The organism is Pedobacter sp. AK013 (assembly GCF_014205835.1).
GTDB lineage: Bacteria > Bacteroidota > Bacteroidia > Sphingobacteriales > Sphingobacteriaceae > Pedobacter.
The window spans coordinates 17,495-43,378 of the sequence record NZ_JACHCQ010000001.1 but is presented as its reverse complement, the minus strand read 5'-3'; the positions used below and the strand labels follow the sequence as shown (position 1 = coordinate 43,378).

23 protein-coding genes are annotated in these 25,884 nt (G+C 37.8%); 12 read left to right on the top strand and 11 right to left on the bottom strand.

Annotated features, from left to right (window positions below; translation table 11 throughout):
* Positions 1-90 precede the first annotated feature (90 nt).
* The 4 genes from ligA to HDC90_RS00170 form a co-directional block, all read right to left on the bottom strand.
* Complete coding sequence (ligA, locus tag HDC90_RS00185) at positions 91-2,103, bottom strand: NAD-dependent DNA ligase LigA (protein ID WP_184462659.1); 2,013 nt, start codon at positions 2,101-2,103, stop codon at positions 91-93.
* 30 nt (positions 2,104-2,133) lie between these two features.
* Positions 2,134-3,636, bottom strand: coding sequence for a hypothetical protein (locus tag HDC90_RS00180; protein ID WP_184462657.1), 1,503 nt, complete (start codon positions 3,634-3,636; stop codon positions 2,134-2,136).
* Between the two features lie 264 nt (positions 3,637-3,900).
* Positions 3,901-5,091 carry an ATP-binding protein gene (locus HDC90_RS00175; protein WP_184462655.1) on the bottom strand — a complete coding sequence of 397 codons (1,191 nt, stop codon included), beginning with the start codon at positions 5,089-5,091 and terminating at the stop codon, positions 3,901-3,903.
* A 135-nt stretch (positions 5,092-5,226) separates the two neighbouring features.
* Positions 5,227-5,898: an ACP phosphodiesterase gene (locus HDC90_RS00170; RefSeq protein ID WP_184462653.1), complete on the bottom strand. Its 672-nt coding sequence runs from the start codon at positions 5,896-5,898 to the stop codon at positions 5,227-5,229.
* 170 nt (positions 5,899-6,068) lie between these two features.
* Between HDC90_RS00170 and tyrS the strand changes: the two genes are divergently transcribed.
* A complete protein-coding gene (tyrS, locus tag HDC90_RS00165) occupies positions 6,069-7,355 on the top strand; it encodes a tyrosine--tRNA ligase (protein ID WP_184462651.1) in 1,287 nt (428 codons plus the stop codon).
* A gap of 139 nt (positions 7,356-7,494) precedes the next feature.
* Here tyrS and HDC90_RS00160 read toward each other — a convergent pair whose 3' ends face one another.
* Entirely contained in the window at positions 7,495-9,858 is a 2,364-nt protein-coding gene (locus tag HDC90_RS00160) for an outer membrane beta-barrel family protein (RefSeq protein WP_184462649.1), read from the bottom strand.
* A 202-nt stretch (positions 9,859-10,060) separates the two neighbouring features.
* On the opposite strand from HDC90_RS00160, the gene HDC90_RS00155 reads away from it, so the two are divergent.
* On the top strand, positions 10,061-11,176 hold the full coding sequence (locus HDC90_RS00155) for a sensor histidine kinase (protein WP_184462647.1): 1,116 nt from the start codon (positions 10,061-10,063) through the stop codon (positions 11,174-11,176).
* Positions 11,151-11,864: a LytTR family DNA-binding domain-containing protein gene (locus tag HDC90_RS00150; protein WP_184462644.1), complete on the top strand. Its 714-nt coding sequence runs from the start codon at positions 11,151-11,153 to the stop codon at positions 11,862-11,864. The genes HDC90_RS00155 and HDC90_RS00150 overlap by 26 nt, the downstream gene beginning before the upstream one ends.
* A 365-nt stretch (positions 11,865-12,229) precedes the next feature.
* Here the strand turns inward: HDC90_RS00150 and HDC90_RS00145 are convergent, their stop codons facing one another.
* Positions 12,230-13,432, bottom strand: a complete 1,203-nt coding sequence (locus tag HDC90_RS00145; RefSeq protein ID WP_221451759.1) for a GTP-binding protein — start codon at positions 13,430-13,432, stop codon at positions 12,230-12,232.
* A gap of 86 nt (positions 13,433-13,518) precedes the next feature.
* Here HDC90_RS00145 and HDC90_RS00140 point away from each other — a divergent pair, with 86 nt between their 5' ends.
* Genes HDC90_RS00140 through HDC90_RS00105 form a run of 8 tightly spaced genes read left to right on the top strand, consistent with a single transcriptional unit; the run spans position 13,519 to position 17,712 of the window.
* Positions 13,519-13,911, top strand: coding sequence for a MerC domain-containing protein (locus HDC90_RS00140; RefSeq protein WP_184462642.1), 393 nt, complete (start codon positions 13,519-13,521; stop codon positions 13,909-13,911).
* 12 nt (positions 13,912-13,923) lie between these two features.
* Positions 13,924-14,082 carry a hypothetical protein gene (locus tag HDC90_RS00135; protein WP_184462640.1) on the top strand — a complete coding sequence of 53 codons (159 nt, stop codon included), beginning with the start codon at positions 13,924-13,926 and terminating at the stop codon, positions 14,080-14,082.
* Positions 14,075-14,701, top strand: a complete 627-nt coding sequence (locus tag HDC90_RS00130) for an ABC transporter ATP-binding protein (protein ID WP_184462638.1) — start codon at positions 14,075-14,077, stop codon at positions 14,699-14,701. The genes HDC90_RS00135 and HDC90_RS00130 overlap by 8 nt, the downstream gene beginning before the upstream one ends.
* On the top strand, positions 14,701-15,915 hold the full coding sequence (locus HDC90_RS00125) for an FtsX-like permease family protein (RefSeq protein WP_184462635.1): 1,215 nt from the start codon (positions 14,701-14,703) through the stop codon (positions 15,913-15,915). Before HDC90_RS00130 ends, HDC90_RS00125 begins: the two co-directional genes overlap by 1 nt.
* 18 nt (positions 15,916-15,933) lie before the next feature.
* Positions 15,934-16,371 carry a hypothetical protein gene (locus HDC90_RS00120; RefSeq protein WP_184462633.1) on the top strand — a complete coding sequence of 146 codons (438 nt, stop codon included), beginning with the start codon at positions 15,934-15,936 and terminating at the stop codon, positions 16,369-16,371.
* A complete protein-coding gene (locus HDC90_RS00115) occupies positions 16,368-16,805 on the top strand; it encodes a hypothetical protein (protein WP_184462631.1) in 438 nt (145 codons plus the stop codon). The genes HDC90_RS00120 and HDC90_RS00115 overlap by 4 nt, the downstream gene beginning before the upstream one ends.
* Positions 16,802-17,254, top strand: a complete 453-nt coding sequence (locus HDC90_RS00110) for a hypothetical protein (protein ID WP_184462629.1) — start codon at positions 16,802-16,804, stop codon at positions 17,252-17,254. The genes HDC90_RS00115 and HDC90_RS00110 overlap by 4 nt, the downstream gene beginning before the upstream one ends.
* 20 nt (positions 17,255-17,274) lie before the next feature.
* Complete coding sequence (locus HDC90_RS00105) at positions 17,275-17,712, top strand: Fur family transcriptional regulator (protein ID WP_184462627.1); 438 nt, start codon at positions 17,275-17,277, stop codon at positions 17,710-17,712.
* Here the strand turns inward: HDC90_RS00105 and HDC90_RS00100 are convergent, their stop codons facing one another.
* Genes HDC90_RS00100 through HDC90_RS00090 form a run of 3 tightly spaced genes read right to left on the bottom strand, consistent with a single transcriptional unit; the run spans position 17,713 to position 21,511 of the window.
* Positions 17,713-18,696, bottom strand: a complete 984-nt coding sequence (locus HDC90_RS00100; RefSeq protein ID WP_184462625.1) for an acyl transferase — start codon at positions 18,694-18,696, stop codon at positions 17,713-17,715.
* Between the two features lie 19 nt (positions 18,697-18,715).
* Positions 18,716-19,075, bottom strand: a complete 360-nt coding sequence (locus HDC90_RS00095; protein ID WP_184462623.1) for a hypothetical protein — start codon at positions 19,073-19,075, stop codon at positions 18,716-18,718.
* 6 nt (positions 19,076-19,081) lie between these two features.
* Entirely contained in the window at positions 19,082-21,511 is a 2,430-nt protein-coding gene (locus HDC90_RS00090; protein ID WP_184462621.1) for a penicillin acylase family protein, read from the bottom strand.
* Between the two features lie 197 nt (positions 21,512-21,708).
* On the opposite strand from HDC90_RS00090, the gene HDC90_RS00085 reads away from it, so the two are divergent.
* The gene (locus tag HDC90_RS00085; RefSeq protein WP_184462619.1) at positions 21,709-24,633 is read left to right on the top strand and encodes a TonB-dependent receptor; all 2,925 of its coding nucleotides are present in this window, start codon (positions 21,709-21,711) and stop codon (positions 24,631-24,633) included.
* Between the two features lie 59 nt (positions 24,634-24,692).
* On the opposite strand, the gene HDC90_RS00080 is transcribed toward HDC90_RS00085, so the two are convergent.
* The gene (locus tag HDC90_RS00080) at positions 24,693-25,352 is read right to left on the bottom strand and encodes a nucleotidyl transferase AbiEii/AbiGii toxin family protein (protein ID WP_255497415.1); all 660 of its coding nucleotides are present in this window, start codon (positions 25,350-25,352) and stop codon (positions 24,693-24,695) included.
* A 10-nt stretch (positions 25,353-25,362) separates the two neighbouring features.
* Positions 25,363-25,845 (bottom strand): plasmid maintenance system antidote protein, encoded by a 483-nt coding sequence (locus HDC90_RS00075; RefSeq protein WP_184462616.1) that lies wholly within the window; start codon positions 25,843-25,845, stop codon positions 25,363-25,365.
* Positions 25,846-25,884 lie beyond the last annotated feature (39 nt).

Sequence of the window (25,884 nt, the reverse complement as noted above, 5' to 3'; positions counted from 1 at the left end):
TAATGTAGGATTCTAAATAATTAATAATTGCAGGGATGTTGCCAACAAAAACTAAAAACTTTGTGGTCTTAGTGCCTTTGTGGTCAATTTTTATTTTATCATTTCTAAAAGTTCGGCATCGCTGATGATCGGAACGTTTAGTTTATTCGCTTTTTCCAGTTTCGATGGTCCCATATTATCACCTGCTACCAGGTAATTCAATTTCCCCGAAATACCGCTCAGCATCTTTCCTCCATTGGCCTCAATCATATCTTTTAACTCATCACGGCTAAAGTTTTCAAAAACGCCCGAAATTACGAATGTTTTTCCAATAAGCCTATCACTATTCAGCGTTATTACTTTTTCTTCAATTTCAAACTGTAATCCTGCTAATTTTAATAATTCTACCTGCTGTAAATGCTCTGATTTTCCAAAATACTCAACAATACTTTCCGCAATGCGCTGCCCGATCTCATCTATGGCGATTAATTCCTCTACGGTAGCCTTAGAAAGATTGTCGATATTTTTTACGCCAGCGGCAGTTTTTTTTGCAACAGTTTCGCCAACATAACGGATACCTAAGCCAAAAAGCACTTTTTCGAAGGGCATTTCCTTCGATTTTTCAATTCCGGTGAGCATGTTTTCTATTGAACGTTCTCCAAAACGCTCTAAGGTTTTGAGCTGATCCGATTTCTGATATAAGGTGTACAAATCGCTGATGTGCCTTACAAGGCCATGTTTGTAAAAGGTTTCGATAGTTTCGTTGCCAAGTCCATCAATATTCATCGCTTTCCGCGAAATAAAATGCTGGATTTTTCCAACAATCTGCGGCGGACAACCTTCATCATTAGGACAGTAGTGTACCGCTTCACCTTCTTTTCTGATTAGTTCGGTTCCACATTCAGGGCAATGATGAAGATAGTGCACTTTGATGGCTCCGGGTAGCCGTTTCTCAAGATTTACTTTAATGATCTTCGGGATAATCTCACCACCTTTTTCCACATAAACGGTATCACCTTCATGTAAATCTAAACGATCTATCTCGTTTGCATTGTGAAGGGTGGCACGTTTAACGGTGGTGCCGGCCAATAAAACAGGTTTCAAATTGGCAACAGGAGTAACTGCCCCTGTTCTACCTACCTGGTAGGTTACCTTTTCTAGAACAGTTTCAACTTCAGCAGCTTTGTATTTGTATGATATGGCCCAACGTGGAGATTTGGAAGTGAAACCCAATTCTTGTTGTTGTGCATAACTATTCACCTTAATTACAATGCCATCAATATCGTAACTCAATTTAAAACGTTCGCCTTCCCAGTAGCGGATAAATTCGAGGACGGCATCTATACCTGAAACCAATTTTGTGTGTTCGCAAACGTGGAATCCCCACTCTTTTACGGCATTTAAGCTATCCCAATGGGTTTTAAATTCATTTCTATCCGTATACAAGAAATAAATAAAACCATCTAAAGGCCGTTTTGCTACTTCCCTGCTGTCTTGCATTTTTATGGTGCCCGATGCAAAGTTTCGGGGATTTGCATAAGGGATTTCACCAAGTTCTTCACGGGCAGCGTTTAAGCGTAAAAAGGCCGCTTTATGCATAAAAATCTCCCCACGGATTTCGAAATGTTCAGGGGCAACAGCAGATTTGATCTGGTGAGGGATGGTATGGATGGTTTTTACATTGTTAGTTACATCATCACCTTTGGTGCCATCACCACGGGTAACCGCACGTAAAAGTTTGCCATTTTCGTAAGTAAGACTGATTGATAGGCCATCAAATTTTAATTCGCAAACATATTCGAAATTATCGCCAATAGCTTTACGGATGCGTTCGTCAAAATCGCGGAGATCTTGTTCATTATAAGTATTCCCCAGCGATAACATGGGGTATTTATGGTTTATGGTAACAAAATTCTTGGTGATATCGCCACCAACGCGCTGCGTAGGCGAATTCGGATCGGCCAAATCAGGATTTGCTTTTTCAAGCTCGGCGAGGTGTTTTAATTTTTTATCAAACTCATAATCGCCAATGGTAGGCATAGCCAGCACATAATAATTGTAATTGTGCTGATTTAATTCGGCCACCAGGGCATCCATTTCTTCTTTTATTGCAGTTAGCGACATAAGACAAATATAGAAAAAGGAGCAGCGTGATTAATATTTTAGTTGTAAAAGCTGTAAATCTACCTTCTTGCTAAAAATGCCCATACGCTCTACGAATGGAATAACAAAGCTGCCATTTAGCCAGCTGATCGATTCTGTATTGGCATAATAAGAATTTTTGATGTCATCTTTAGATATCATATTAATTTTGTTTATCGTGCCCGATTCCAGGTTCATTTCGGCATATATGGTTGCAACTGCAGTAAGACCATCTTTTTGGTTAGCTAAGATCCGAAGGGTTTTCTCTGACTGTTTGAACGAAACTTCTGATCCTTCTCCTGCTATGCTACTTGTATAATCACGGGGCAAAAATTGGTGATAAAGCGGTTTCATTTGAGCATCATAAGCATTCATCAGAACCGATCCCTCGGATGTAATAGAACCATGGCTGCTCGTAACGGAGAACCTTGGGGAAATAGTAACCAAAAGTGTGTTGTTGTATTCTGCAATATGTCTGATATTCATGTACTTAATATCTGAAAAAGTCAGATCGTTGAATTTTTTGTTAACCGGTACAAAAGACTTTTGTAGTTCCTTAACATGTACCTTATCAAATACTTCCTTGGTAGAGGTAAAGGTTCCATTATTAAAATCAATTCTTGCAATCAAAGTAGAGCGTTCTTTATTCGCATTTTTGTAGAATATGCCAATGTAACTTACCAGTGGTTTTTTACTGCTTGCAAAAGTAATTGATGAAATATCATCTTGACTAAAAGCATCGACAGGAATACTCACTGTTTTGAGTGGGCTTGGGTTGCTGCTTAAATAAATGGCCACATTACACTTTCCTTTTGAAGCATCTACAGTGCTGATGATAAAGCTACCATCATCACCACAGGATGCCTTCCAGGTATCTCCATCTGGCATTTCAGGCTCCATTCTTTGTATTTGTTCCAGCTTATCATTAAAATCGATTACCGTATAACTTTGAGATTCGTTAAAGTCTTTGTCCATTTTAAGTGCGGTGAAAAAGCCCACCACTTGTAAGCCTATGTGTACTTTACGCTTTAATGCTGTTAGTCTTGTAGCCATTTTAAAATAAGCGCCATCTTCAGAAAAAAAGAATTCTGGTGTTTCCACAAAATCCTTACTTCCATCATAAATTATCTTTTCAGAGATCAATTTGCCAGTTTTTTCTTCTAAAAGATAGGCTTTGAACTGATTGGAAAAACTTTTGAAATAACTGCGATCTGAGGCGGCAATAACCACAATGTTATTTTTGAATTTTCCAATTGCCATTGGAAAGCCCGAAAGCTCGGTAAGCCACTTCTGGCTTAACTTATCATCAATGGTAACTACAGCGAAATCAGCTTTGGGAACATCTACAATCATGGCAATGGCATTATCTGATAAATCTACCTTCGAGCCGTACCTACTATCGTAAGATGCTCTGATATTCCATGTTGGTTTTTTAATAACATTAATCTGCTGTTGAGCAAAGGTATTAAACTGCAAAATAATTAGCAGTAGGGAGAACATTAGTTTAATTTTCATTTAGTTGTTTGGTTTTTTGCCAAATATATCAAAATAATTAAACCAGTTTTTTCTCAATTTCTCTAAAAATATCCATGTAATCTTTCTCTAAAATAGCTTTGAAAATACCCAGCTCTAAGGTAAGTTGCTGCATTTGTTTCTCGCTTAATGTTTCTGGCCACAAACGCATACATATCCTGTTAAAGGCATTTCAAATATAAAAAAGGATGAGAGAGTTTTATGAATACTTTATTTAATGTCTAGACAATTAATTAAATCATGGTTCTAGTACATAAAGCCAAAAAGCCAAACAGGAATGATATTTCCAAAACCGATTTCAATGCTGTCTTTCGCAACATAAGCATTGTCCACGCCCACAATTTGTTCTTTTGTTTTGTTTTTTCCTCCGATCTCAAACGTATAAGTTTTGTCAATTATAAAGTCGGCAACTTTCGAATGGTTTATTTCGTGTAAACCTCTGAATTGGTTTAGGAAAAATGTTTCTCGTATATTTCCAATATTAATATTTTCTTTTGCCAAGGCGTACATCAAATTGCTATTGTTAAGATAGAGTTTTTCTGGTTTAGTTAACACACCAATACCCGATGCATCTTTGTATAGTTCATTAACTAATCCGGCACGTTCCAGGATTTTTATACCCTGAACCAGGGTGTTACGTGAAATCCCTATTTTTTCGCTCAATTTAGTGATGTTAGGCGTAAATGGGGCGCTTGAAGCTACGCTGATAAGCAATTTTTTTAGTTTTACCAAGGTTTCATAATTCAAATCTTCAACTGCATTAATGTCTATTTCGATGATGAGATTTATTGTGTTTTGGAGCTTCTGGATGTAAAGATTCTCATTTTCTTTGTAATACGGGTATACGCCTATTTTTAGATATTTTTCAAATAAAGGCAATGGCTTTATATTCTTTAAAAGTTCTGCTGCAATGGTATTATGGTTTTTTAAAATTTCAGGAAATGAGTAAGTCGGAAGTGTTATTTTGGATTCAAAAGTGATAAATTCTCTAAAAGACAATTCTTTCAGATAATAAGTTATTGCTCTTCTGCTTAAATCAGATTCTGATTTATAGATTTCCAGCATTGAAGACGAAGTGAAGATGATATTAAGTTCAGGAAAATTGTCGTAAATCAATTTTATCTCTCTCGACCAATTGGGATATTTGTGAACTTCATCAAGCAGTAAGTTCGTCCCTCCAAATTGGACAAATTGTTTGGCCAAATTATAAAGTTTATGATCAAAAAAATAAATATGATCTAAACTTACATAAAGTGTTGATTTTTGAGGCAAATACAATTTCGCAATCTGCAAAAGCAAGGTCGTTTTTCCAGCTCCTCTTGCACCTTTAATTGCAATTAAGCGGTTATTTAAATCGACTTTACCAATAAGATAACGTTGCAAATCTAAAGATACACGTGTTAAATTTGCTTGAAATTCTAGTAGTAAGTCTTCCATTTTTGCTTTTTTTAATAAGCAAAAATAGCTTTTTTTGTTAAATTAAAAAAGCAATTTGTATTGTTTTTTGCTTTCTGTAAAAAGCATTTTTTTTTGATGGTCGTGACAATTAAAGAATGATGTAGCGGATTAAAATCATATTTTTTTCTCAATTTCCCTAAAAATATCCATGTAATCTTTCTCTAAAATAGCTTTGAAAATACCCAACTCTAAGGTAAGTTGCTGCATTTGTTTCTCGCTTAATGTTTCTGGCCACAAACGCATACAGATCCTGTTAAGGGCATAACTGATATTTTCGAGTTTCTGATAACTCAGCAGATACTTGCTACTGATAAACTTTTCCAAAAAAGTAAAAAATACCTCAGGATTTTTAAGATTACAGTGTTCAAGAAAATCACTTAACGATTCTTTTTTTACCGCACTCAGTTTTTCATAAAAATGGTTTACCTGGATTAAGTTATGCTCAACCAGTAAATGATCTAACAACAACTCCAGGCCAATATGGGCAAGAAAAGATGGACGAACCACTGTATTTTCTATAATGGGCTTAATGAGCTGTTTAAGTTCGGTTGTTTTCTCCAGAAAGAAGTTTGAGGAGTGAAAAAACAGATCGACGGCTAAATGTCTTTTCCAGCCAAGCAATAGATTTTCTTCGTCTGGGTTTCCTTTAAACAGGAATTCATTTTTCTGTGGGTATAAATTTGCCTCTTTTACAGCATTTTTAATCAGATCTGGCAAAACCGTTCCCATTACCACATTGGCATCATTATTTGCCCGGTCGAAATAATAATGGGATAAAAAGTTCATCTTGCAAGGTAATGTTTTCTTGTATGGTTGTAAAGAACCATTAGTAAATATTATTAAGGATACGTGGCTGCAAAAGCACAATTGCGATAAACATTTACAAAACCAACTAATTTGCTTTAAACTAAGCTAAAATTTTATCTTTGCACGCACATTATTAAAGTGTTTGTACAATGACGAATTTTGTTGAAGAGTTAAGATGGCGTGGCATGCTGCATGATATTATGCCGAATACTGAGGAAAAGTTAAACGAGGGTATGACTTCCGGTTATATCGGTTTCGACCCGACTGCAGATTCGTTGCACGTTGGCCACTTAACGCAGATCATGACACTGATTCATTTTCAAAATGCCGGGCACAAACCATATGCTTTGGTTGGTGGTGCTACAGGTATGGTGGGCGATCCATCGGGGAAATCTGATGAACGTAATCTTCAGACACCTGAAATGATTGAGCATAACCTGAAAGGGATGAAAAAGCAATTGGCTAAATTCTTAAAATTTGAAGAAGGTGGAAATGGCGCAGTAATGGTTAACAATGCCGATTGGTTTAAAGATATGAACCTTTTTACCTTTATCAGGGATGTAGGTAAACACATTACCGTAAACTACATGATGGCAAAGGATAGCGTTAAAAGACGTTTGGAAGGTGATTCTGGTTTATCTTTCACCGAATTTTGTTATCAATTGATTCAGGGGTACGATTTCTATCATTTATGGAAAAACGAAAACTGCCTGGTACAGATGGGTGGATCAGATCAATGGGGCAATATTGTAACCGGCACAGAACTGATCAGAAGAAAAGACGCCGGTACAGCTTATGCCATTACCACACAATTAATTAAAAAGGCAGATGGAACCAAATTCGGTAAAACCGAGAGCGGCGCGGTTTGGCTAGATCCAGAGAAAACTTCTCCATATAAATTCTACCAATTTTGGTTAAATGCTTCAGATGAAGATGTGAAAAAATGGATTCGTATTTTTACTTTAAAGAATAAAGAAGAAATAGAAGCCTTAGAAAAGGAACACGATGCTGCACCGCATTTGCGCATCCTTCAAAAAGCTTTAGCTGAAGATATCACTATAAAAACCCACTCGGAGGAAGCTTTAGAAGCGGCTATTAAAACTTCAGAATTCTTGTTCGGAAACGGATCATTAGAATTTTTGAAAAGCTTGTCAGAAAGCCAGGTACTAGAAATGTTCGAGGGTATCCCACAGTTTAACATTTCGAAATCTGAGCTAACAGAGGGTATTGATGCGGCTACCTTACTCGCAGAAAAAGCCACTGTTTTTTCATCTAAAGGCGAAACCAAGAAACTGATCCAAGGTGGAGGTGTTTCTGTCAATAAGGAAAAAATTGTAGATGTAATGCAGGTTTTCAATTCTGAACATCTCATCAATGATAAGTTTATTGTGGTTCAAAAAGGTAGAAGAAACTACTTTCTTTTGATTGCCGAATAATATTTTCGGGCCCAATGAAATTAAATATCTGTTTATTGGGCCCGAATTTAAGATTGAATATTAAAACGCCACATGGTATTTCGATGGGATTAATATTACACAGCTTAAGCTACCTATATTAAATTAAATTCTTTTGTAGCTACTCTTGGTCTGGTAGGCGATCTTTCTCATCTTTTTTTCGGTTAAAGCGGTAAACCAATGTTGCGGTGGTTAATCTTCCGATCCCTTTAAAATTCGATTCTAAATAGTAGGTATCTGTTGTGGTAGCCTGCTTATCAATAAACGAATCGAACATATTGTTTACGGCTAAGGTAACGGAAACTTTATCTTTAAACAGATCTTTACTGAGGGCAATATTGGCACGGTACTGCGCTTTATTAACCGATTGGATATCGGTGTTTTTAGCTCTATAGTTAAAGCTGTATTCTATTGAAAAACTTTTCGGAAACTTCATTCGCGAATTGATACGGGTAAACCAGGTATGGTCTTCAGATCCATACGCTTTATTTTCGAAGGTGCCTTGTTGCTTAAAAGCATAATAATTAAAATCCCAGGATAACCGCCACCAGGATAACGGATTGTAGGTGGTTGAAATTTCTAATCCGTAACGGTCTTCGTAATCGAGGTTAACAGGGGTATTCACAAAACCACTAGCAGATTGCTTGAGTATAAATTCAAAATAATTGGTGGCATGTTTGTAATAAACCGATGGGTTGAAAGTGAGTTTTCCCCATCTTTGTAATACACCAAGTTCAAACGAGTTGGTGTACATCGGGTTCAGATCAGGGTTGCCCACCGTTAAGTTTCTGGTATCAGATAAACCTGAAAATGGATTTAACTGCCAAAACTGTGGCCGGTTTATCCTCCTGCTATAACTTAATCTTAAATCGGTATTCTTTTGCAGTTTATAGGTAATATTTGCGGTAGGGAATAGATCGATATAATCTTTTGAAGCCTGAAAAGAGCCCTGTCGGTCTGAAATACCGATATCCGACAGTTCAGCCCTTAAACCCAACAGGTAATTAAATTTTTTGAATTTGTTCTCATACTGAAAATAAGCACCATAAATGTTCTCATTGTACTTGAGCTTATTGTCATAGGCTGGGAGCAGTACATCGTCTGCTTTGGCCCAATAATCACTTCTAATGGACCTGATATTTGCCCTTATCCCAGCTTCGAACTTCGAATCTCCAGAGAAAGTGCTTACAAAATCGCTTTGAATAAATAGTGCATCACTGCTTTCAATATCCCTTGATGTTAAACGGCTGGCGTTATTTAGGGCTGGGAAAGTTTTTTGTTGGGCGATGTCCTGGTTTTCATCATCTTTCCAGAAAACATATTGTAAACTCGTATTCCACTTTTGATCTTTGTTATCAAAGGTTTTTGCATAATTCAGTTCGAGCTGATTGTATTTTTGTGGTTCTTTGTAATGCTCAAAACGGTTAATCGTACTATCGAGCACATTGTTTTTATTGTAATAGTTGTAACGGTAATTGGTGGTATCCTTATTTACCAGTAAATCATGATAAAAACTTCCGGTTAAGGTGTTTTTAGCGTTGATGTAATAATCCATTCCCAAATAAACATTATAGAGGTCATCATTTCTTCCCTGCTCGTTATTTTGCCTTAATATGGTCTGTACCTCATTGTTTAAAACGCTTTGGTATCGTTGCTCAGATCCATAAAGGTTCCGGTAGCGATAACCGATGTTGCTAAAGAGATTGATTTTTTCGGTTTTATAACTCAGGTTTAAATTACCGTTATAATTTGCCGGATCGCCAATACCAAGTTGCACGGAGCCATTAAAGCCACTTAACATATTCTTTTTTAATACGATATTAATAATACCTCCACCGCCCTGTGCTTCATACCTTGATGATGGATTGGTAATTACCTCTACTTTTTCGATATTGCTGGCGGGTATCTGTTCTAAACCGTTGTTATTGGTCAGCATAGATGGCTTTCCATTAATTAATACCTGTACGCTTGCATTTCCACGCAGGCTTATGGCGCCATTGGCATCTACATTTACTGAAGGTACATTGTTTAAAATATCATTCGCAGAGCCACCTTTTGAAATTAGATCTTTGCCTACATTAAATACTTTTTTATCTAAGCTTAATTCTACCGTGGTTTTTTCTGCGGTTACATCAACTGATTTTAACAGCTGAACATCTTCTTTTAGTATGATATCTTCAAGCCTAAAGCTTTGCTTTATTTCTTTATTTGCTAATAGTTGCGTTTTGTAAGCAATAAACTCAATTTTAATATCAAACCTGCCCGGCAGTGCAGATAATACAAATTCGCCCTTGTTATTGGTGAGGGTAGCTTTTAAAATTTTCTGGTCATTTACCGATAAAAGCTTAACTCCTGCATTTTCCAGCGGTTTTAAAGTTTTTTCATCTATAACCCGTCCGGTAATAATTACTTCAGTTTGTTGTGCAAAACCGGGCAGGGCCAATAATAACAGGAATAAAAGGTAAAATTGTTTAATCTGATTCATAGTGGGTTTAAATTTCATCCGAATATGAATATTATAGCAAAGCCAAAATCTAATTATGGTTATATGCCCAGGACTTAGCGCTAAAGAGGTTTATTTTAGTTCTGAAACCTTTTCGTAGCCATTTAAGCTGCATCCATGTGCATTTTTATGGTGTTCGTCGATAGCGTAAATTCAGATAGCTAAGAATCGTATATTTGTGTTGATGCCATTAATTGAGAGGATAGCCAAATTCAGTTCCGCACACCGGTTTCTTAGCCATATTATTTTTTGGCTGGTTACCTCAATTGTATTTCTTAACCGTTACGATATTGATGAATACAAAGATTTTCATAAAATCCTGATCCGGCATGCCTATTATATTTCTTTCACCATTATTGCTTCTTATTTTCTAACCTATTTAATCATTCCGAGACTGATTACGGCAAGAACTTATTATGTGGTAGCCGTTTACTTCCTGGTAGGAAGCTATATCATATGTGTTTGCTCAAGAATAGTGGTGGTACATCTGCTTGAACCCTTTTTGAGAACACCACCATTTGGCCAGGAAACTATTCTGGAAATCGCAACAGATGTACCTAAGCTTATTACACACTATTTTCCCTTAACTTTTTCTGCAGCCTGGATTTTTGCTTTTATAAAATTAATTAAAGAACAATATACGGTACAGCAACATCAACTTTCGTTAGAAAAGCAAAGAGCAGAAACAGAATTAAAGGCCTTAAAGGCACAGTTAAACCCACACTTTCTTTTTAATACGCTGAACAATATTTATTCGCTTTCCTTGGTTAATTCGCCCATTACCTCAAAATCAATTGCAGGATTATCTGAAATACTAGACCACGTATTGTATCGCTGCAATGGTACCTATGTGCCGTTATCGGCAGAAATTACGCTGATTAAAAATTATATAGAACTCGAAAAATTAAGGTATGGTGGCCGTTTAAAAGTCAATTTTACACATACAATAGATCATGATACCATTATTGCCCCTTTGATTTTACTTTCATTGGTCGAAAATGCTTTTAAACATGGTGCTGGTGAAGATATCGGTGACCCTATCATTAATATAGATTTAAAGCTAATTGATAACCGCTTCCGTTTTATGGTTTCAAATAGTTTTACACCAGGGAAAGAGAAAGAAGAAAATAGGATCGGGATAAATAATATAACCAAGCAGCTTCAGCTACTTTATCCTAAACAATACGATTTGAGCATTAGTACTCATGATCATATATTTGTAGTTTTGCTGCACATTAACCTAAAAAACAACATCATTAAAGAACAAAATAGCTATGAAAGTAAAATGTCTTTTAGTTGATGATGAGCCACTGGCTATTCAATTGATACAAAATCATATTAACCAGCTGGATACTTTTGAGGTTGTGGGTACCTGCTCAAACGCGATTAAAGCATTGGAGATGCTCAGGACAATACCGGTTGACCTGTTGTTCCTGGATATTAAAATGCCTCAGATTACGGGGATTGATTTTCTTAAAACCTTAAAAAATCCACCTGCTGTAATTATTACAACGGCTTACCGCGAATACGCAATAGAAGGTTACGATCTCGATCTGATCGATTATTTACTCAAACCCATTACTTTTGACCGTTTTTTTAAGGCTGTTGACCGTTATTTGAGGTTAAGAGGCCCCATTGTTAAACCTGAGGCAATACCTGTTACTGCCCATCAGTTTATTTACATCAAAACAGGGGGCAAGTTTCACAATCTGAATGAGGACGAAGTATTGTATGTAGAGAGTTTAAAAGATTATATTGTAATTCACTGTACCGATAGGAAGGTAACGGCTAAATACAAAATTAGTGAGCTGGAAACAGAACTTCAGAACAGCTCTTTTTTACGCATTCACCGCTCTTTTATAGTTAATTTGAAAAAGGTGACTGCTTTTACTGCTTACGATATTGAAATTGGTACCAAAGAATTACCAATAGGAGCAAGTTATAAAGAATATGTATTTAAAAAACTGCAACATGCCACACTTAAATAATGCGAATTGCTTTTCGTGAATTATTTCATCCTGAAATGAAAAAAGCCACTAAAGTGGCTTAAATGAGATGTTAACTTTAGATGTTAATTAAATACGTAAAACTTATTAAAACACTTATAACATTTGTATCTCTTAACTGAAATCCATGGCATAAGTGTTTTAAAGAGAAAACCCCTTGGCACCCTATAGGTTTCGAAATTTTTACACTTCGGGCATGATAAGCGGGTTTTAACTAAAGTTAATTCTTCTGAGGGTTTCATAATAAGCGTAAGTTTGGTTGGGTAAATCAAATTTACACAAAATAAAACCCAAGAATATCATCGAAAAACTACCATTTTGTTCATTTCATCGACTATTATTTTATTTTATGACAAAATACGCTCAAAAGGGTTCTTAAAGCTGTTTTTTGTTGCGTAATTTTTTACTTCTGTATCAGTTAATAGACAGTATTCAAGCGATTTTTTTAGCGCATCGTTGTTCATTTCCTGTCCGATAAAAACAAGCTCATTTTTACGGTCTCCAAAGTCATCATCCCAATCTGCATCAATTTCACTTCTGTTTTCAAGGTAGTCCACATATTGTTCCCGTTCGTGCTGCGGCATACTGGCCCACCAAACCCCTGCCAAATCGATGCGTAGAGAACCGCCCGCTTGCGAGAAATTAATAGCCTGCTCGGGCATTGCAGCTAAATAGAAGATGCCTTTTGAACGGATAATGTTCTGTGGAAATTCCTTATTGATGTAATGCCATAATCTTTCAGGGTGAAAAGGTTTTTTGGAACGGAATACCATTGAACTTATTCCATATTCTTCAGTTTCTGGCTGATGAACTTCTTCCAGCTCTTTTTTCCATCCGGCACCATCTGATGCTGATTCAAAATCAAATAGACCTGTATTTAAGAGTAAGACCGGATCTATTTCTCCAAAAAGTGTCTGATAAATTTTAGCAGTTGGGTTAAGTTTTGCAATTAACGCCTTTAGTACTTTAAGATCGTTATCACTTACCAGGTCTGTTTTGTTCAATAAAATTACATTTGCAAATTCGATCTGATCGGTAAGTAGGTTAACAATAGTACGTTTATCTGCGGCATTATCAACCATGTTACGGTCTACAAGCTTATCTGCCGAGCCAAAGTCCTTGTAAAAATTATAAGCATCTACAACAGTTACCATTGTATCTAAGCGGCTAAACCTGCTCAAATCAATACCCAACGCCTCATCAATAAAAGAAAATGTTTGGGCTACAGGGATGGGTTCGGATATTCCGGTGCTTTCAATCAGCAGGTAGTCGAACCGATCTTCTTTTGCCAATCTTTCTACTTCAATCATCAGATCTTCACGTAGGGTACAGCAGATGCAGCCATTGCTCATTTCTACCAGCTTTTCGTCAGTTTTAGATAAGATATGTTGGTTTTTAACCATGGCAGCATCAATATTTACCTCGCTCATATCGTTTACAATAACAGCCACTTTTAAATCTTGCTTATTCCTTAATATGGCGTTGAGCAGCGTAGTTTTGCCGCTCCCTAAAAAACCGCTTAATACAGTTACCGGTAATTTCTTTATCATTTTAATGCAATTTAGTTGCAAATATAAGGCTGATTATTTTAAATGCAACTAAATTGCTTTTATATTTGTCGACTAAATTTATTTTAATGAAACTACGAAGCTACAGAATCAACCTCGATCGGATCGGTATTACAGCCTCCACACTTTGCGCTATACATTGCGCCGCATTGCCATTTTTAATTACCGTTTTACCCTTGTGGGGGATGGGTTTTCTGGCTAATGAAGCGGTTGAAGTTACGATGATTACAGTTTCATTGATCGTAGGTATTTGGAGTTTAAGTGCGGCATACCGCAAACAGCACCGCCGCATGATACCAATCCTGGTACTTATTGCTGGCTTTGCATGTATTGCATTGGGACATTTTTCAGGCATCGAACCATTGGAGCCCATCTTGATCCCAATTGGCGGCTTTACCATTGCTGCAGCCCATTATATCAATTTACGAATGCTTAAATCTTGTCCATTGGGTCATCAATAGTCAATTATGTCAATGAACCATAAAATCTTATTTATCCCTGCATTGCTATTTATTATGATGTTAAATCCTGCCTGTAAGCATGGCACAAATGATGGAATAGCACTTTACAGGCGTTATGCCATTAAAAATCTGGTTGTTAAAAAAATGCAAAAGGCAGTACATCATGATTAAAATCAGCTCATTAGCACATGTTTATGATAAGGGGCGAAACTTAAAATTTCCATGCTGGGAAATTGCCGACATGGAGCAATGGCTTCTGCTAGGTGCATCAGGCAGTGGCAAGAGCACGCTTCTTAATATTATTTCCGGTCTTTTAAAGCCAAGCCAAGGTGAAGTTTTAATTAACGGAACCGATTTATATACTTTGTCTGCAAAGGAGCGGGATAGATTTAGGGGAAGGCATATCGGCATCATTTTTCAAAGGCCGCATCTTATTCGTTCTCTTGATGTGCTCGATAACTTAGAACTTGCTGCAGTAATGGCTGGTTTGCCTATAGATCACGAGCGAAACCTGTCACTTTTAGCTGATCTGGGTATTGCCGAGCTGGCTAAAAATTATCCCGATGAATTAAGTCAAGGGCAGTTGCAAAGAGTTTCGGTAGCACGCGCATTGGTAAATAAACCCGATCTGTTAATTGCAGATGAACCTACCTCTAGCTTAGATGATGAAAATGCTAATCAGGTAATCCAGATGCTGACTACCCAGGCTAAAGATAATGGTGCAGCACTGATTATTGCTACGCATGACGGAAGAGTCCGGGATCACATTACTAAAACCTATCTACTCTAATGAATATCTTTAAAATCAGTACTAAAAACCTCATCAGAAATAAGCTCACAACAATTTTGAATATTATTTTGGTTGCCTTTGGTGTGGGTATCCTGTCTATTCTCTTTTTGGCTTCTACACAGATTAGCAACAAACTGGAGAAAAATGCCAAGGATATCGATCTGGTTGTGGGCGCAAAAGGAAGCCCCTTACAGTTGATATTAAGTAGTGTTTATCATATCGATTACCCAACAGGAAATATCCCGGCTAAAGATGCCTACAAATTAATGCAGAACCCGATGGTTAAAAGGGCCGTTCCATTGGCATTGGGCGATAATTATAATGGGTACCGCATTGTTGGCACCGATAGCAATTTCTCTAATCTTTATGGTTTATCTATTCAAAATGGAAGTTTTTGGCATAAAGATCTGGAAGTAACTTTGGGTAGTACGGTAGCTTTAACAACCAAGCTTAAGATTGGCGATTCCTTTTTCGGTGCACATGGCTTAACCGGGAATGGAGATGTGCATAAACAACATGCTTACCAGGTAAAAGGGATCTTAAAACCACAGGGAAATATCACTGATAATTTGATTCTCACTAATATTGGCAGTGTGTATAAAATGCATGAAGGGAAGCATACCGAGGGCCATATCCACGCTGCTGCGGAAGAAGCCAAAGAAATTAATGATAAACAGATTACAGCCTTGCTAATCCAGTACAAATCGCCAATGTCGGTTATTCTTTTCCCGCGGATGGTTAACCAGAGCACTAACATGCAGGCCGCATCTCCGGCCATGGAAAGTGCAAGGCTGTTTTCGCTCATTGGAGTTGGAATAGATACCCTACAATGGTTTGCCATATTTATTATGGGGATTGCCGCCCTGAGTATTTTTATCAGTCTTTACAACGCGATGAAAGAGCGGAAATACGATTTGGCCATTATGCGTTGCCTGGGTGCATCAAAATCGAAATTGTTTTTCCTGGTCATGTTTGAAGGGGTTTTGGTTACGTTTATCGGTACCTGTTTGGGTTTATTGGTCGGCCATACTGCGCTTGAGGTAATCGGGATTTATCAGGAATCTTCGCAGGCAAAATTAACCGGGCTTACGGCAATTCCGCAGGAAATTTATTTAATCTGGATCGGGCTGTTTATAGGTACTTTGGCTTCACTTATTCCTGCTATGCAGATTTACAAAGTTGATATTGCCCAAACCTTAATCAAAGACAGATAACCTTAAAGGTTTTATGTAATGAAGAAATTGGTTTTATTGGTTGTTTCATGTTTAGTTATCCACGTAGTAGCGGCGCAGGTTAAGGTACATACCGACATGCGCACGCCTACCTGGAACCTGATCGGTTTAAGGTACGATGCCGAAATTGCACCAAAGAAATGGGGAAGTGTTTTTCCACCGGCATTAAAGGCATTACACAATAAGGTTATCGAGCTGCCCGGTTACATCATTCCCACAAAGGTGGGGTCGAAATTTAGCGAATTTATGCTCTCCATTGTACCCATTGCTTCCTGTCCGTACTGTGGCTCAGGCGATATACCATCAATGGTGCAGGTGAAAATGGTAACGGCTATCCCTATTACCGAAAAACCGATCAAACTGAAAGGAATATTCATCATTAACGATTCGGGTGATGATAGAGGCGAATTTTTTCTTTTAAACGCAAAACAGTTATGATGAAAAAATATATAACAGTTTTATTTATAGTGATCTCTTTTACGGCTACTGCCCAGGTAAATGTACATACCGAGATGCGGACCGCTACTTGGAATCTGATCGGCTTAAAATACGACAAGCAAGTAAAACCTCTTGTTTGGCAGGCCATTTTTCCACCCGCATTAAAGGCAATCCACAATAAAGTAATTGAACTTCCCGGGTATATTATTCCTATCAAAGTTGGTAATAGCTTCAGCGAATTTATGTTTTCAATCGTGCCCATTGCCTCTTGTCCGTATTGTGGCACTGGAGATATCCCTTCGATGATAGAAGTGAAGACTTTAAAACCGATTACCTGGACCGATGAGCCCATTACACTTCGGGGGAAATTTATAATCAATGATTCTGGCGATAGCCGGTCTACTTTTTTTCTATTAGATGCTGTGAAACGATGAGATCTTTATATTTTATTTTCTGTCTGTTTTCGGTTTGCTCAGTTGCCGCTGCACAAACGCAAAAGCACAACCCTAAAGATCAGTTGCGATCTTTAAACTGGGATGTAATCGGCTCGGTGAAATTTGAACTTACCGAAAAGAATGAACTTTTGCCCCTATTTACTGAATCGATCAGACGTTTTGAAAATAGAGAGTTCGATTTAACAGGTTATCTGATTCCGATAAAAAGCGGACAAAAGCAACAAAAATTCTTATTGGCCACGCTGCCGATCAACCAGTGTTATTTTTGTGGACAGAACGGTATTCCGGTGATGATCATGATCGAAATGGAAAGTGCTACAGTTTATAGCGAAAAACCGATCCATGTGAAAGGGATTTTAAAACTGGAACAGAAGGATGCGAGTTATGCCCCACCAATCAGTATCAAAAATGCCAAACTCATTAATTAATTGCTTATTTTTGTATTGTTATGGAAAATAATACAGCGCGTTTCGAAAAACTTTTGGTTAAGAATGGACTAAAAAGAACTGCTCCACGTTTGCAGGTGCTGGAGATTTTGAGCGGAAGAGATTCTGCAACCTCGCAGCCTTATTTAGAGCAGGTAATGGGGAAAGATGCAGATCGTGTTACCTTGTACCGTGTTTTGCAGGCTTTTGAAGAAAAAGGGATTATCCACAAGGTTTTAGATCAACAGGGCACGGCCAACTATGCCATCTGCTCTGATAGTTGCAGTGCGCACGAGCACCATGATGAGCATGTGCATTTTAACTGTGATAACTGCCATAAAATTTACTGTTTAGATACCGTTAAAATTCCGGCGTTAAAAGTTCCGGCAGGTTTTAAGGTAGATCATCTTAATCTGATTGCTACCGGTATATGTGCCAGTTGCTCGGATAAGATAAATTAATTACTGCACTAAAAGATTACAGCCCCTTATATCGGCATTGTCAAACCTGCCCAACACTTCAAAACTCTGATCGGGATTGATCCTGCCCAGATCTTGTGTGGCAATAAACGAGCAGGAATTGATATTGGCCAAATCGATTACGTTAATGCCACCGGTTCTGCCATTTTCGATTAAACTTAAAGGATCATTGGTATCGCGGATTAAAATGTGCATCCAGCTTGGGCAGTTAAAAATACCTTCACCCAAAGAATAAGCCTGAGAAAGTAGTTCTGTCATTCCGTATTCGCTATGGATAGCTTTTACGCCAAACCCTTTGGTTAACTGTTCATGTAGCTCCTCGCGCACCATTTCTTTACGTTTTCCTTTCATTCCTCCGGTTTCCATTACAATCAAATCAGGGAAATCGATATCGAAATTTTCGATAAAATCAAGCAGGGCATAAGTAACCCCGATTAAAACGGTTTTTTGATTTTTTGATTTTAAATCGAGCAGGGTTTGCAATAACTCATCGTGATTGTATAAAAAATAACCGCTTTGTGGATGTTTACTTTTTTCGATCAGATCGTTCACCATGTAAATTAACGACGAACCTGAGCGCTGTTGGTAGGAGGGTAATAATGCTAAAAAACAATAATCGGTAACATCACCATAAAATTCGGTAAAAGCCTGCAGGTAACTCTGCTCATAAAGTTTTGCATCAGTTACATGGTGGCTGCTCTGTGCCATGCCCGTAGTGCCCGAACTGCTAAAAGTAACCTCAATAGGGGCGGTACTGCTTAAAACCGAATGGGTTTTAAAAAAGCTGATCGGCAGAAAAGGGATCTGAGCTACTTCGGTTATTTCATCGGCATCAATACCCAAATGAAAAATATATTCGCGGTATACGTTACAGTTTTGAGCCTGTAACTTAAAAATATTTAAAGCAATGGAGTTAAACTCATCTGCGTTTTTGATAGAAAATATATCCTCAGCTGTTAAATTCACGCTGCAAAAGTACAAAGCATTATGCTATTTTCTCGTCAGTTTTTTTAGCTAACATCGCCATACGGAACTGATAACCACAATAACCGCTAATTCCGGCAACCAAACCGCTTAAAAATCCCGTAACCAATAATAGTGCCCACCACAGCGTTATACCTGTCATTACAGCCACCCGGCCTGCAAGCAGGTTATCGTTAGGTAAGCTTTTAAACAGGGCATAACCGATCCATAATAAGAAAATGGCAAAGAACGATTGCCAGAAAGCAATTTTGCCCGTTTTGCCTATAATGCCGCAGGTAGCAAAAGAAATGACAATGATAACCCACCAAGGGGCAATCATTTGCAGAAAAAAACAGATTATTGCGATGACGATGAAAACCATTTTAACTTATTTAGAAATTTTTAAACGAGAAATAATTGTGCCCGATTTATCATCAGGGCTTTGCATATAAAATAGATCGTACAATTTACCATTTGCCCAGGTATCGAGCATGTTATCGTAAAATTTACTTCCAGGGTTGCCCGATTGCCCGCCAGGATAAACGCCATGTCCTTTTGGTATTTTACCCAATTCGATTACCATTCTCCATGATGGTCCGTTACTTTCGCCAAGGGCGTTAATGGTCGATTTTGCGCCACCGATCTGTAAAATCTTCGATCCAAATCCAGGTATTTTAGCCAGATGGGGTACATTGCTCTGTTTTACATTTGCCCAGTCCCAATCTTTGTTGATCGGCCCAAAACGCCTTTCCAAACTATCGCAGCTATATTTAAACGATTCGTTTACCAGGTCGGCAAGTGTTTCTTTTTTGTCTGTATGAATGTTGTCATACCATGGTGCATTCGGCTCTTTCAATATCATCTCCACCGTGCGGTCGCGGGATGGATAACGCATCGGGATTCCTTTTACCTCAAATTCATCCGCCCAGATATCATACGATAAACGTTTGGTCCATATTTCGAATACGCTGGCCGCAATTTCATGCGCATCATAACGCTTATTCCATTTACTGAGGTAAGATAATGCTTCCTTTTGGGTAGCATTTAACTGCTCATTATTTAATAAAGGTAACAGAGCCGGAACAAGGTTTTGTGCTAAAATGCTGTAATTATCTGTCTGCATTAAGCGGATGCTATCCAAGGTGGCTTTGCTCATTGCAGTTAATCTGTCGTTAATCCTTTTTCCGCGTTCGTAAGGTGCAAATTCCCAGTTAATGTAATATGGATAAGTGGTGTCTGTAGAAGATTGGTTGGCCGAGCTCACAAAACCGCGAGGCGGATTTTTAACCGTTGGATTCTGTGCATTTGGGATCCATCCTTGCCAATCGTACGCAGGGTCTGTTCCATCCAGTATAAATTTGCCCTGATCTTTCCATTTTAATGGGAATTTTCCATTTGGTGTAATGGCGATATCATTATCTACACTTGCAAAAACGAAGTTCTGTGCGGGTGCCGTGTAAAAAGTTAAGGCTTTGCGATAGTCGTTATAATTTTTACCCCGGTTGAGATAATAAAAAGTCATGAGTTCGTTCGATTCATCATGTGCAATCCATCTTAAGGCATCACCAACAGGTACATTGTCGGCTCTACCGTATTTTGGTTTCTGGAAATATACCACCGGGCCATGGTGAGTGTAATAAACCGTATCTACTTCATCTTTCCCTCCACGTATTTTAATTGTTTCCAGCCTTTTTGTTGTGGCTTTCCATTTATTGTTATACCAATATTCATTATGGGTAGAATCTTTAAACTTGATCTGATAAAAATCGAGCACATCAGCAGCAACATTAGTTACGCCCCATGCTATTTTCTGGTTAAAGCCAATAATTACACCTGGGGCACCAGGTAAGGAAACACCGTAGGTATTTACACCAGGTGCATGTAGTTGAATCTGGTACCAGATTGATGGAAGCGTTAAATCTAAATGCGGATCGTTGGCTAAGATCGGGTATCCTGATGCGGTTTTGGCGCCAGATAATGCCCAGTTATTACTGCCAATACCCTCTACTTTTTCGGTTGTTTTAACATCGCCGGTTTGAGCCTGAGTGAAGCTTTCTGGCGGTTTAGGTGTTGCTAAGGGAGAAAAGTTCCATTTTGTGCCAACGGGGATGATCGGGTCTTCGCGAAATGGGTAATCCGGAAAAAGATTTTTGGTCACCTCGGGGCCAAATTTTTTCAGGATATTGGTCATGTAAAATTCATCAGAACCCATAGCCAGCACTGCCGACATCTGTTTTAAGAGCAAAGCACATTTTACAGGCGTCCAGTTTTCTGGTTTAAAATCGAGTATTTTGTATTCTAGTGGATAATTGGCTTTAGAAAGTGTTTTAATATAAGCATTAATCCCTTCGGTATAGGCTAAGATCATTTCTTTTGCTTTGGGATCGGCCATCATACCCTTTAAAGAGTTTTCTGCACCATAAACCATGCCCATCCGGCGCTGATAGCGGTCTACCTCAATGGCTTTATCGCCCACAACTTCACTAATTCTTCCAGCGGCAAAACGGGTCTGGAAATCCATTTGCCAAAGACGGTGCATGGCGGTAACATAACCTTGTGCCAGATACAGATCGTGATCATTCTGAGCAAAAATATGTGGGATCATGCGGTCGTCAAAAACGATTTCGATTTTATCTATTGCTCCTTTAATCTTCGTTTTATGGTTAAACATAAAATGATTGTTTTCTGCATTTTGCCAGAAACCCATAAAAGGATTTAGGAATTTTAACAGTGGAGGTGTATTACCTAATTTGGTGTTAAATAAAAAAGCTAATGCTATCGGAATGATGATGCAGAACAGGGCTTTAATTTTATTCATAATGGTTAGCTAACAAGTCTTTTGCTAAGATAGGGCAAAATGACGGTTTATGTTTAATGCAAAATACAACAAACTGTATATCAATCAAAATTATAATTTGGAATTGAAATTATTATGCTAACATAATTTGTTTAATTCAAAAAAAGAATTTAAGTTTATATAACTAATAATACAAACAACCAAATTAACAATCGTTTATGAGCAGAATTTTTACACAGATCTTCTATGTGTTATTATTTGTGTACGCAGGCAATATCGCGGCACAGGCACAGAGTATTACGGTAAGCGGTACCGTAAAAGATAAGCAATCGAAAGAAGGGCTAGCAGGAGTTAGTTTAACCATCAAAGGTCAATCTGGCGGTACAGCCTCCACAAGTAACGGTAGTTTTACTTTTACCACAGCAGCAAAAGTTCCTTTTACGCTGGTGGCGTCTTACGTAGGCTATGGTACAGTAGAACAACAGATTACCGGGAATGCTACGGGAATTAATCTGGAACTCGAAACAGCAGTGGTTTTGGGAGGGGATGTGGTTGTTTCGGCATCACGTACACCCGAGCGTATATTAGAATCACCGGTTTCTATCGAACGGATGAGTGCCGCTACCATCAGGGAAATCGCTGCACCATCATTTTACGATGCCCTGAACAATATGAAAGGTGTAGAAAGCAGTATGCAGAGTTTAACTTTCAAATCGATTAATACCCGTGGTTTCAATTCAAACGGTAATACCCGTTTTAACCAATATATTGATGGAATGGATAACCAGGCGCCAGGACTGAATTTCTCGGTTGGTAATATAGTAGGGATTACCGAGCTAGATGTAGACAATGTAGAGCTTTTACCGGGTGCTTCATCTGCTCTTTATGGCGCGGGTGGTATTAATGGTACCTTATTAATGACCTCGAAAGATCCTTTTAAATATCCTGGAGCAAGTTTTCAGTATAAAACAGGGATAAACCACGTTAACGATGATAATAGCAGTGTACAGCCTTTCAACCAGTTGGATGTGCGTATGGCAAAATCATGGAACAATAAATTTGGTGTAAAAGCTGCATTTTCATTTCTTCAGGCCAAAGATTGGATCGGGAATAACTATTCGAATTTCGATCGGGTCTCCAGAAGCGTAAAAGGTGGTGATAGAAACAGTGATCCAAATTATGATGGGATAAATAGCTACGGTGACGAAGTGAGCCAGAATATGCGGAACGTAGCTTTAAGTGTTCAAAATGCAACTATTGCAGGTATAAATGCAGGTTCAGGCGGCGCAATACCAAATATTAAAACCTTAATGGATGGCGCTTTTGGTGCTGCTATTCCAAATGCAGCACAACAGGCAGGCTTTTTAGCTGGCTTACCATCCGCATTGCGTGCTCCGGTACAAAATTATTTTCCTTTTTACGTGGGCTTGAAAGCAGGTTTAATTCCTGATCAGAATATTTCCAGAACAGGCTATAATGAAGAAAATCTGGTTGATTATAACACAAAATCGTTAAAAGCATCAGGTGCATTATATTACAATATTAGTAATACCGTTCAGGCTGTAGCATTGGCCAATTGGGGTACCGGAACTTCAGTTTATACTGGTTCTGACCGTTATTCTTTGCGTAACTTTAATATTGGCCAGTATAAATTAGAGATAAAGGGTGAAGATTTTTTTGTAAAAGCTTATACTACCCAGGAGCGTTCGGGCGATTCTTATATTTCTTCTATTTTGGGTAGTTATATTAACGAAATATCTAAACCTTCAACAAGCTGGTTTCCGCAGTATATTGGCAACTATGTTGGTGCAAGAGCCGCTGGGCAGAGTGATGCTGCCGCACATGCATTTGCAAGAGGAGTTGCCAATCAAGGCCGTTTTGAGCCTGGTAGTCCACAATTTGAAGTTGCAAAAGATAAAGTGATGAATACCACGATCAGTGCAACAAGTATTAATTCTGTTGATCCTTCAAAAAGTGTTTACGGCGCAAAATTCGATGATAAGTCAAATCTATATCACTACGAAGGTATGTACAACTTTACCAACCTTTTCGATAAAGTGGTCGAATTTCAGGTGGGCGCATCTTATCGTTTATATGATCTAAATTCTGCTGGAACAATTTTTAATGATTTAAACGAATCTATCAACATTAAAGAATATGGTGCATTTGCACAAATAGGTAAAAAACTCTTTAACGATAAAGTTAAATTTACTTTTGCTGGCCGTTATGATAAGAGCCAGAATTTCGAAGGTCGGTTTACACCAAGGGTAACCGGGGTATTCACTGTTGCCAAAAACAACAACATCAGGGTTTCATATCAAACAGGTTACCGTAACCCAACTACGCAAAATCAATATATCGACCTTTCAGTTGGGGGAGGTTCTCAAAGATTAATCGGTGGTTTGCCAGAAATTATGTTCGATAAATATCATCTTGATAACAATAAAGCGTTTACTGATGTAAGTTACCGGGCATTTTTAGCATCTGCAGCTGCAACAGGTACGCCTAACCCGGCGTTGTTGCAACAATACACTTTTGATACAAAAGGTGTTCGCCCAGAGAGCGTTCAATCTTACGAGTTAGGTTATAAAGGATTGCTTCTTCCTAATTTATTGGTTGATGTTTATGGTTACTATAACATTTACAAAGACTTTATTACCGCAGTTGATGTTTATCAAAATGTGGGTGGAAGCTTTGTGAAATTCGGTGTTCCGGTTAATGCAGAAGGTAAAGTAACCTCTTACGGTGCAGCTTTAGGTTTAGATTATTTAGTAGGTAAATACACCATAAGTGGTAACGTATCTTATAATAAAATAGGCGATTTGCCGGTTAACTACATCAACGATTTCAATACTCCAAAAATCCGTTACAATCTGGGTTTTGGCAATAAAGAAATTATTAAAAACTTTGGTTTTAATTTAGCCTACCGTTGGCAAGATCAATTCTACTGGAATTCTTCTTTTGCCTCAGGCCAGGTACCTGCATATAGCTCTTTAGATGCACAGTTAAGTTTAAGAATACCTTCGGTACAATCAATTGTTAAACTTGGCGGTTCTAACGTACTAAATAAATATTATTTCACTTCTTATGGTAACCCATCGGCTGGGGCAATCTACTATATTGGATTAACTTTTAACCCATAGTAAAATATTGAGTTTTGAGTGGCCCTCTGTATCATGTACAGGGGGCTTTTTTGTGCTGTTTAAACGATCGATTTATTGTTGCTACTATCAACCGCTTCTGTTAAATCTTCTTTAACGAACTCCCATATTTTTCCTTTTAAACATATTGGATCGAAGTCGTTATCTGCTAGAAGAAAGTTAGTAAAGTTTCTTCTGATCGTTTCTTCATTATGAGTCCATTCAAAACGTTTTTTATGAAGTTCAATCATATCATTTATACTATAATCATTTAGCAATTCATGTAAGTCCCAAAAGTCTTTCTTTCTGCCGCCTCTTTGTACAATATCTATTTTCATTGCAATGATTTCAGGTATGGTAGCCATACGCACGCCGTCATGATCTGCAAAATCTTCAAAAAAGGGATCCATGCTGTAAAAGAGATCTAGCTTAATAATATTATCCTTATGTGTGCCGATAATATAAGACTTTCCTAAACCTGCAAATTGACCAAAATCACCTTGAACGAAGGCGAACTTATTTCTTAGTAACTTTTCAATTCGATCAAAGTCAATTGATCCATATTTTGCATCAGTAAAAAGATCAATGTCGACTGATAAACGATGACCAAGATAAAGGCTCAGCGCTGTTCCGCCAACCAATCGAAATTCAGATAGCTCTTTTGCTTGCATAAGCTCAAGCAAGCAGCTTTTTAAGGTTTCATTTACAGTATTCCAATGCATCATTTTATTTTTAGATATCCCGAACGATTCGGTTAGTACTATTGGCGGCTACTTTATTCACCAAATCTTGTCCGTAATATCTAATTAGTTCATTTTTTTCATCACTATTTCCTCGCTCCAATACTCTTTGAATAACAGATTGGTATTGACTTTTCCAGTTTATTTTATCAAAATCGGTATCCCAAAAAAGAATCTTTCTGAGAATTGATAAATTGGGTTTATCGGATGCATTCCGTTTATCTTTTTCTTTCTGTATCTCATAGTAAGCCTGGAGTATTAGCATGCTGCCCTCTTCTAAACCCAAAATTTGATCTAATTTAATGGAAAGTGAAGCGGTTACTCCTCTTTTACCTTTTGTAATATCACTTAGGGTTTGAGGATATTCGTTTAAAGAAAGCGCCAACGGGCCTTTTTTAAGTCTCCTTTTTTTTAGCTCCCGTTCCAGTATAAGGCCAGGGTGAATGCCTTTAAACTTACTGATCAAATTTTCCATATTCAAAAATAAGCAAAAATTTATAAACATTTTTGTTTA

Coding starts and splice junctions, on each gene's coding strand:
- ligA (WP_184462659.1), bottom strand. CDS start 2,103: ATGTCGCTAACTGCAATAAAAGAAGAAATGGATGCCCTGGTGGCCGAA.
- HDC90_RS00180 (WP_184462657.1), bottom strand. CDS start 3,636: ATGAAAATTAAACTAATGTTCTCCCTACTGCTAATTATTTTGCAGTTT.
- HDC90_RS00175 (WP_184462655.1), bottom strand. CDS start 5,091: ATGGAAGACTTACTACTAGAATTTCAAGCAAATTTAACACGTGTATCT.
- HDC90_RS00170 (WP_184462653.1), bottom strand. CDS start 5,898: ATGAACTTTTTATCCCATTATTATTTCGACCGGGCAAATAATGATGCC.
- tyrS (WP_184462651.1), top strand. CDS start 6,069: ATGACGAATTTTGTTGAAGAGTTAAGATGGCGTGGCATGCTGCATGAT.
- HDC90_RS00160 (WP_184462649.1), bottom strand. CDS start 9,858: ATGAATCAGATTAAACAATTTTACCTTTTATTCCTGTTATTATTGGCC.
- HDC90_RS00155 (WP_184462647.1), top strand. CDS start 10,061: ATGCCATTAATTGAGAGGATAGCCAAATTCAGTTCCGCACACCGGTTT.
- HDC90_RS00150 (WP_184462644.1), top strand. CDS start 11,151: ATGAAAGTAAAATGTCTTTTAGTTGATGATGAGCCACTGGCTATTCAA.
- HDC90_RS00145 (WP_221451759.1), bottom strand. CDS start 13,432: ATGATAAAGAAATTACCGGTAACTGTATTAAGCGGTTTTTTAGGGAGC.
- HDC90_RS00140 (WP_184462642.1), top strand. CDS start 13,519: ATGAAACTACGAAGCTACAGAATCAACCTCGATCGGATCGGTATTACA.
- HDC90_RS00135 (WP_184462640.1), top strand. CDS start 13,924: ATGAACCATAAAATCTTATTTATCCCTGCATTGCTATTTATTATGATG.
- HDC90_RS00130 (WP_184462638.1), top strand. CDS start 14,075: ATGATTAAAATCAGCTCATTAGCACATGTTTATGATAAGGGGCGAAAC.
- HDC90_RS00125 (WP_184462635.1), top strand. CDS start 14,701: ATGAATATCTTTAAAATCAGTACTAAAAACCTCATCAGAAATAAGCTC.
- HDC90_RS00120 (WP_184462633.1), top strand. CDS start 15,934: ATGAAGAAATTGGTTTTATTGGTTGTTTCATGTTTAGTTATCCACGTA.
- HDC90_RS00115 (WP_184462631.1), top strand. CDS start 16,368: ATGATGAAAAAATATATAACAGTTTTATTTATAGTGATCTCTTTTACG.
- HDC90_RS00110 (WP_184462629.1), top strand. CDS start 16,802: ATGAGATCTTTATATTTTATTTTCTGTCTGTTTTCGGTTTGCTCAGTT.
- HDC90_RS00105 (WP_184462627.1), top strand. CDS start 17,275: ATGGAAAATAATACAGCGCGTTTCGAAAAACTTTTGGTTAAGAATGGA.
- HDC90_RS00095 (WP_184462623.1), bottom strand. CDS start 19,075: ATGGTTTTCATCGTCATCGCAATAATCTGTTTTTTTCTGCAAATGATT.
- HDC90_RS00090 (WP_184462621.1), bottom strand. CDS start 21,511: ATGAATAAAATTAAAGCCCTGTTCTGCATCATCATTCCGATAGCATTA.
- HDC90_RS00085 (WP_184462619.1), top strand. CDS start 21,709: ATGAGCAGAATTTTTACACAGATCTTCTATGTGTTATTATTTGTGTAC.
- HDC90_RS00080 (WP_255497415.1), bottom strand. CDS start 25,352: ATGCATTGGAATACTGTAAATGAAACCTTAAAAAGCTGCTTGCTTGAG.
- HDC90_RS00075 (WP_184462616.1), bottom strand. CDS start 25,845: ATGGAAAATTTGATCAGTAAGTTTAAAGGCATTCACCCTGGCCTTATA.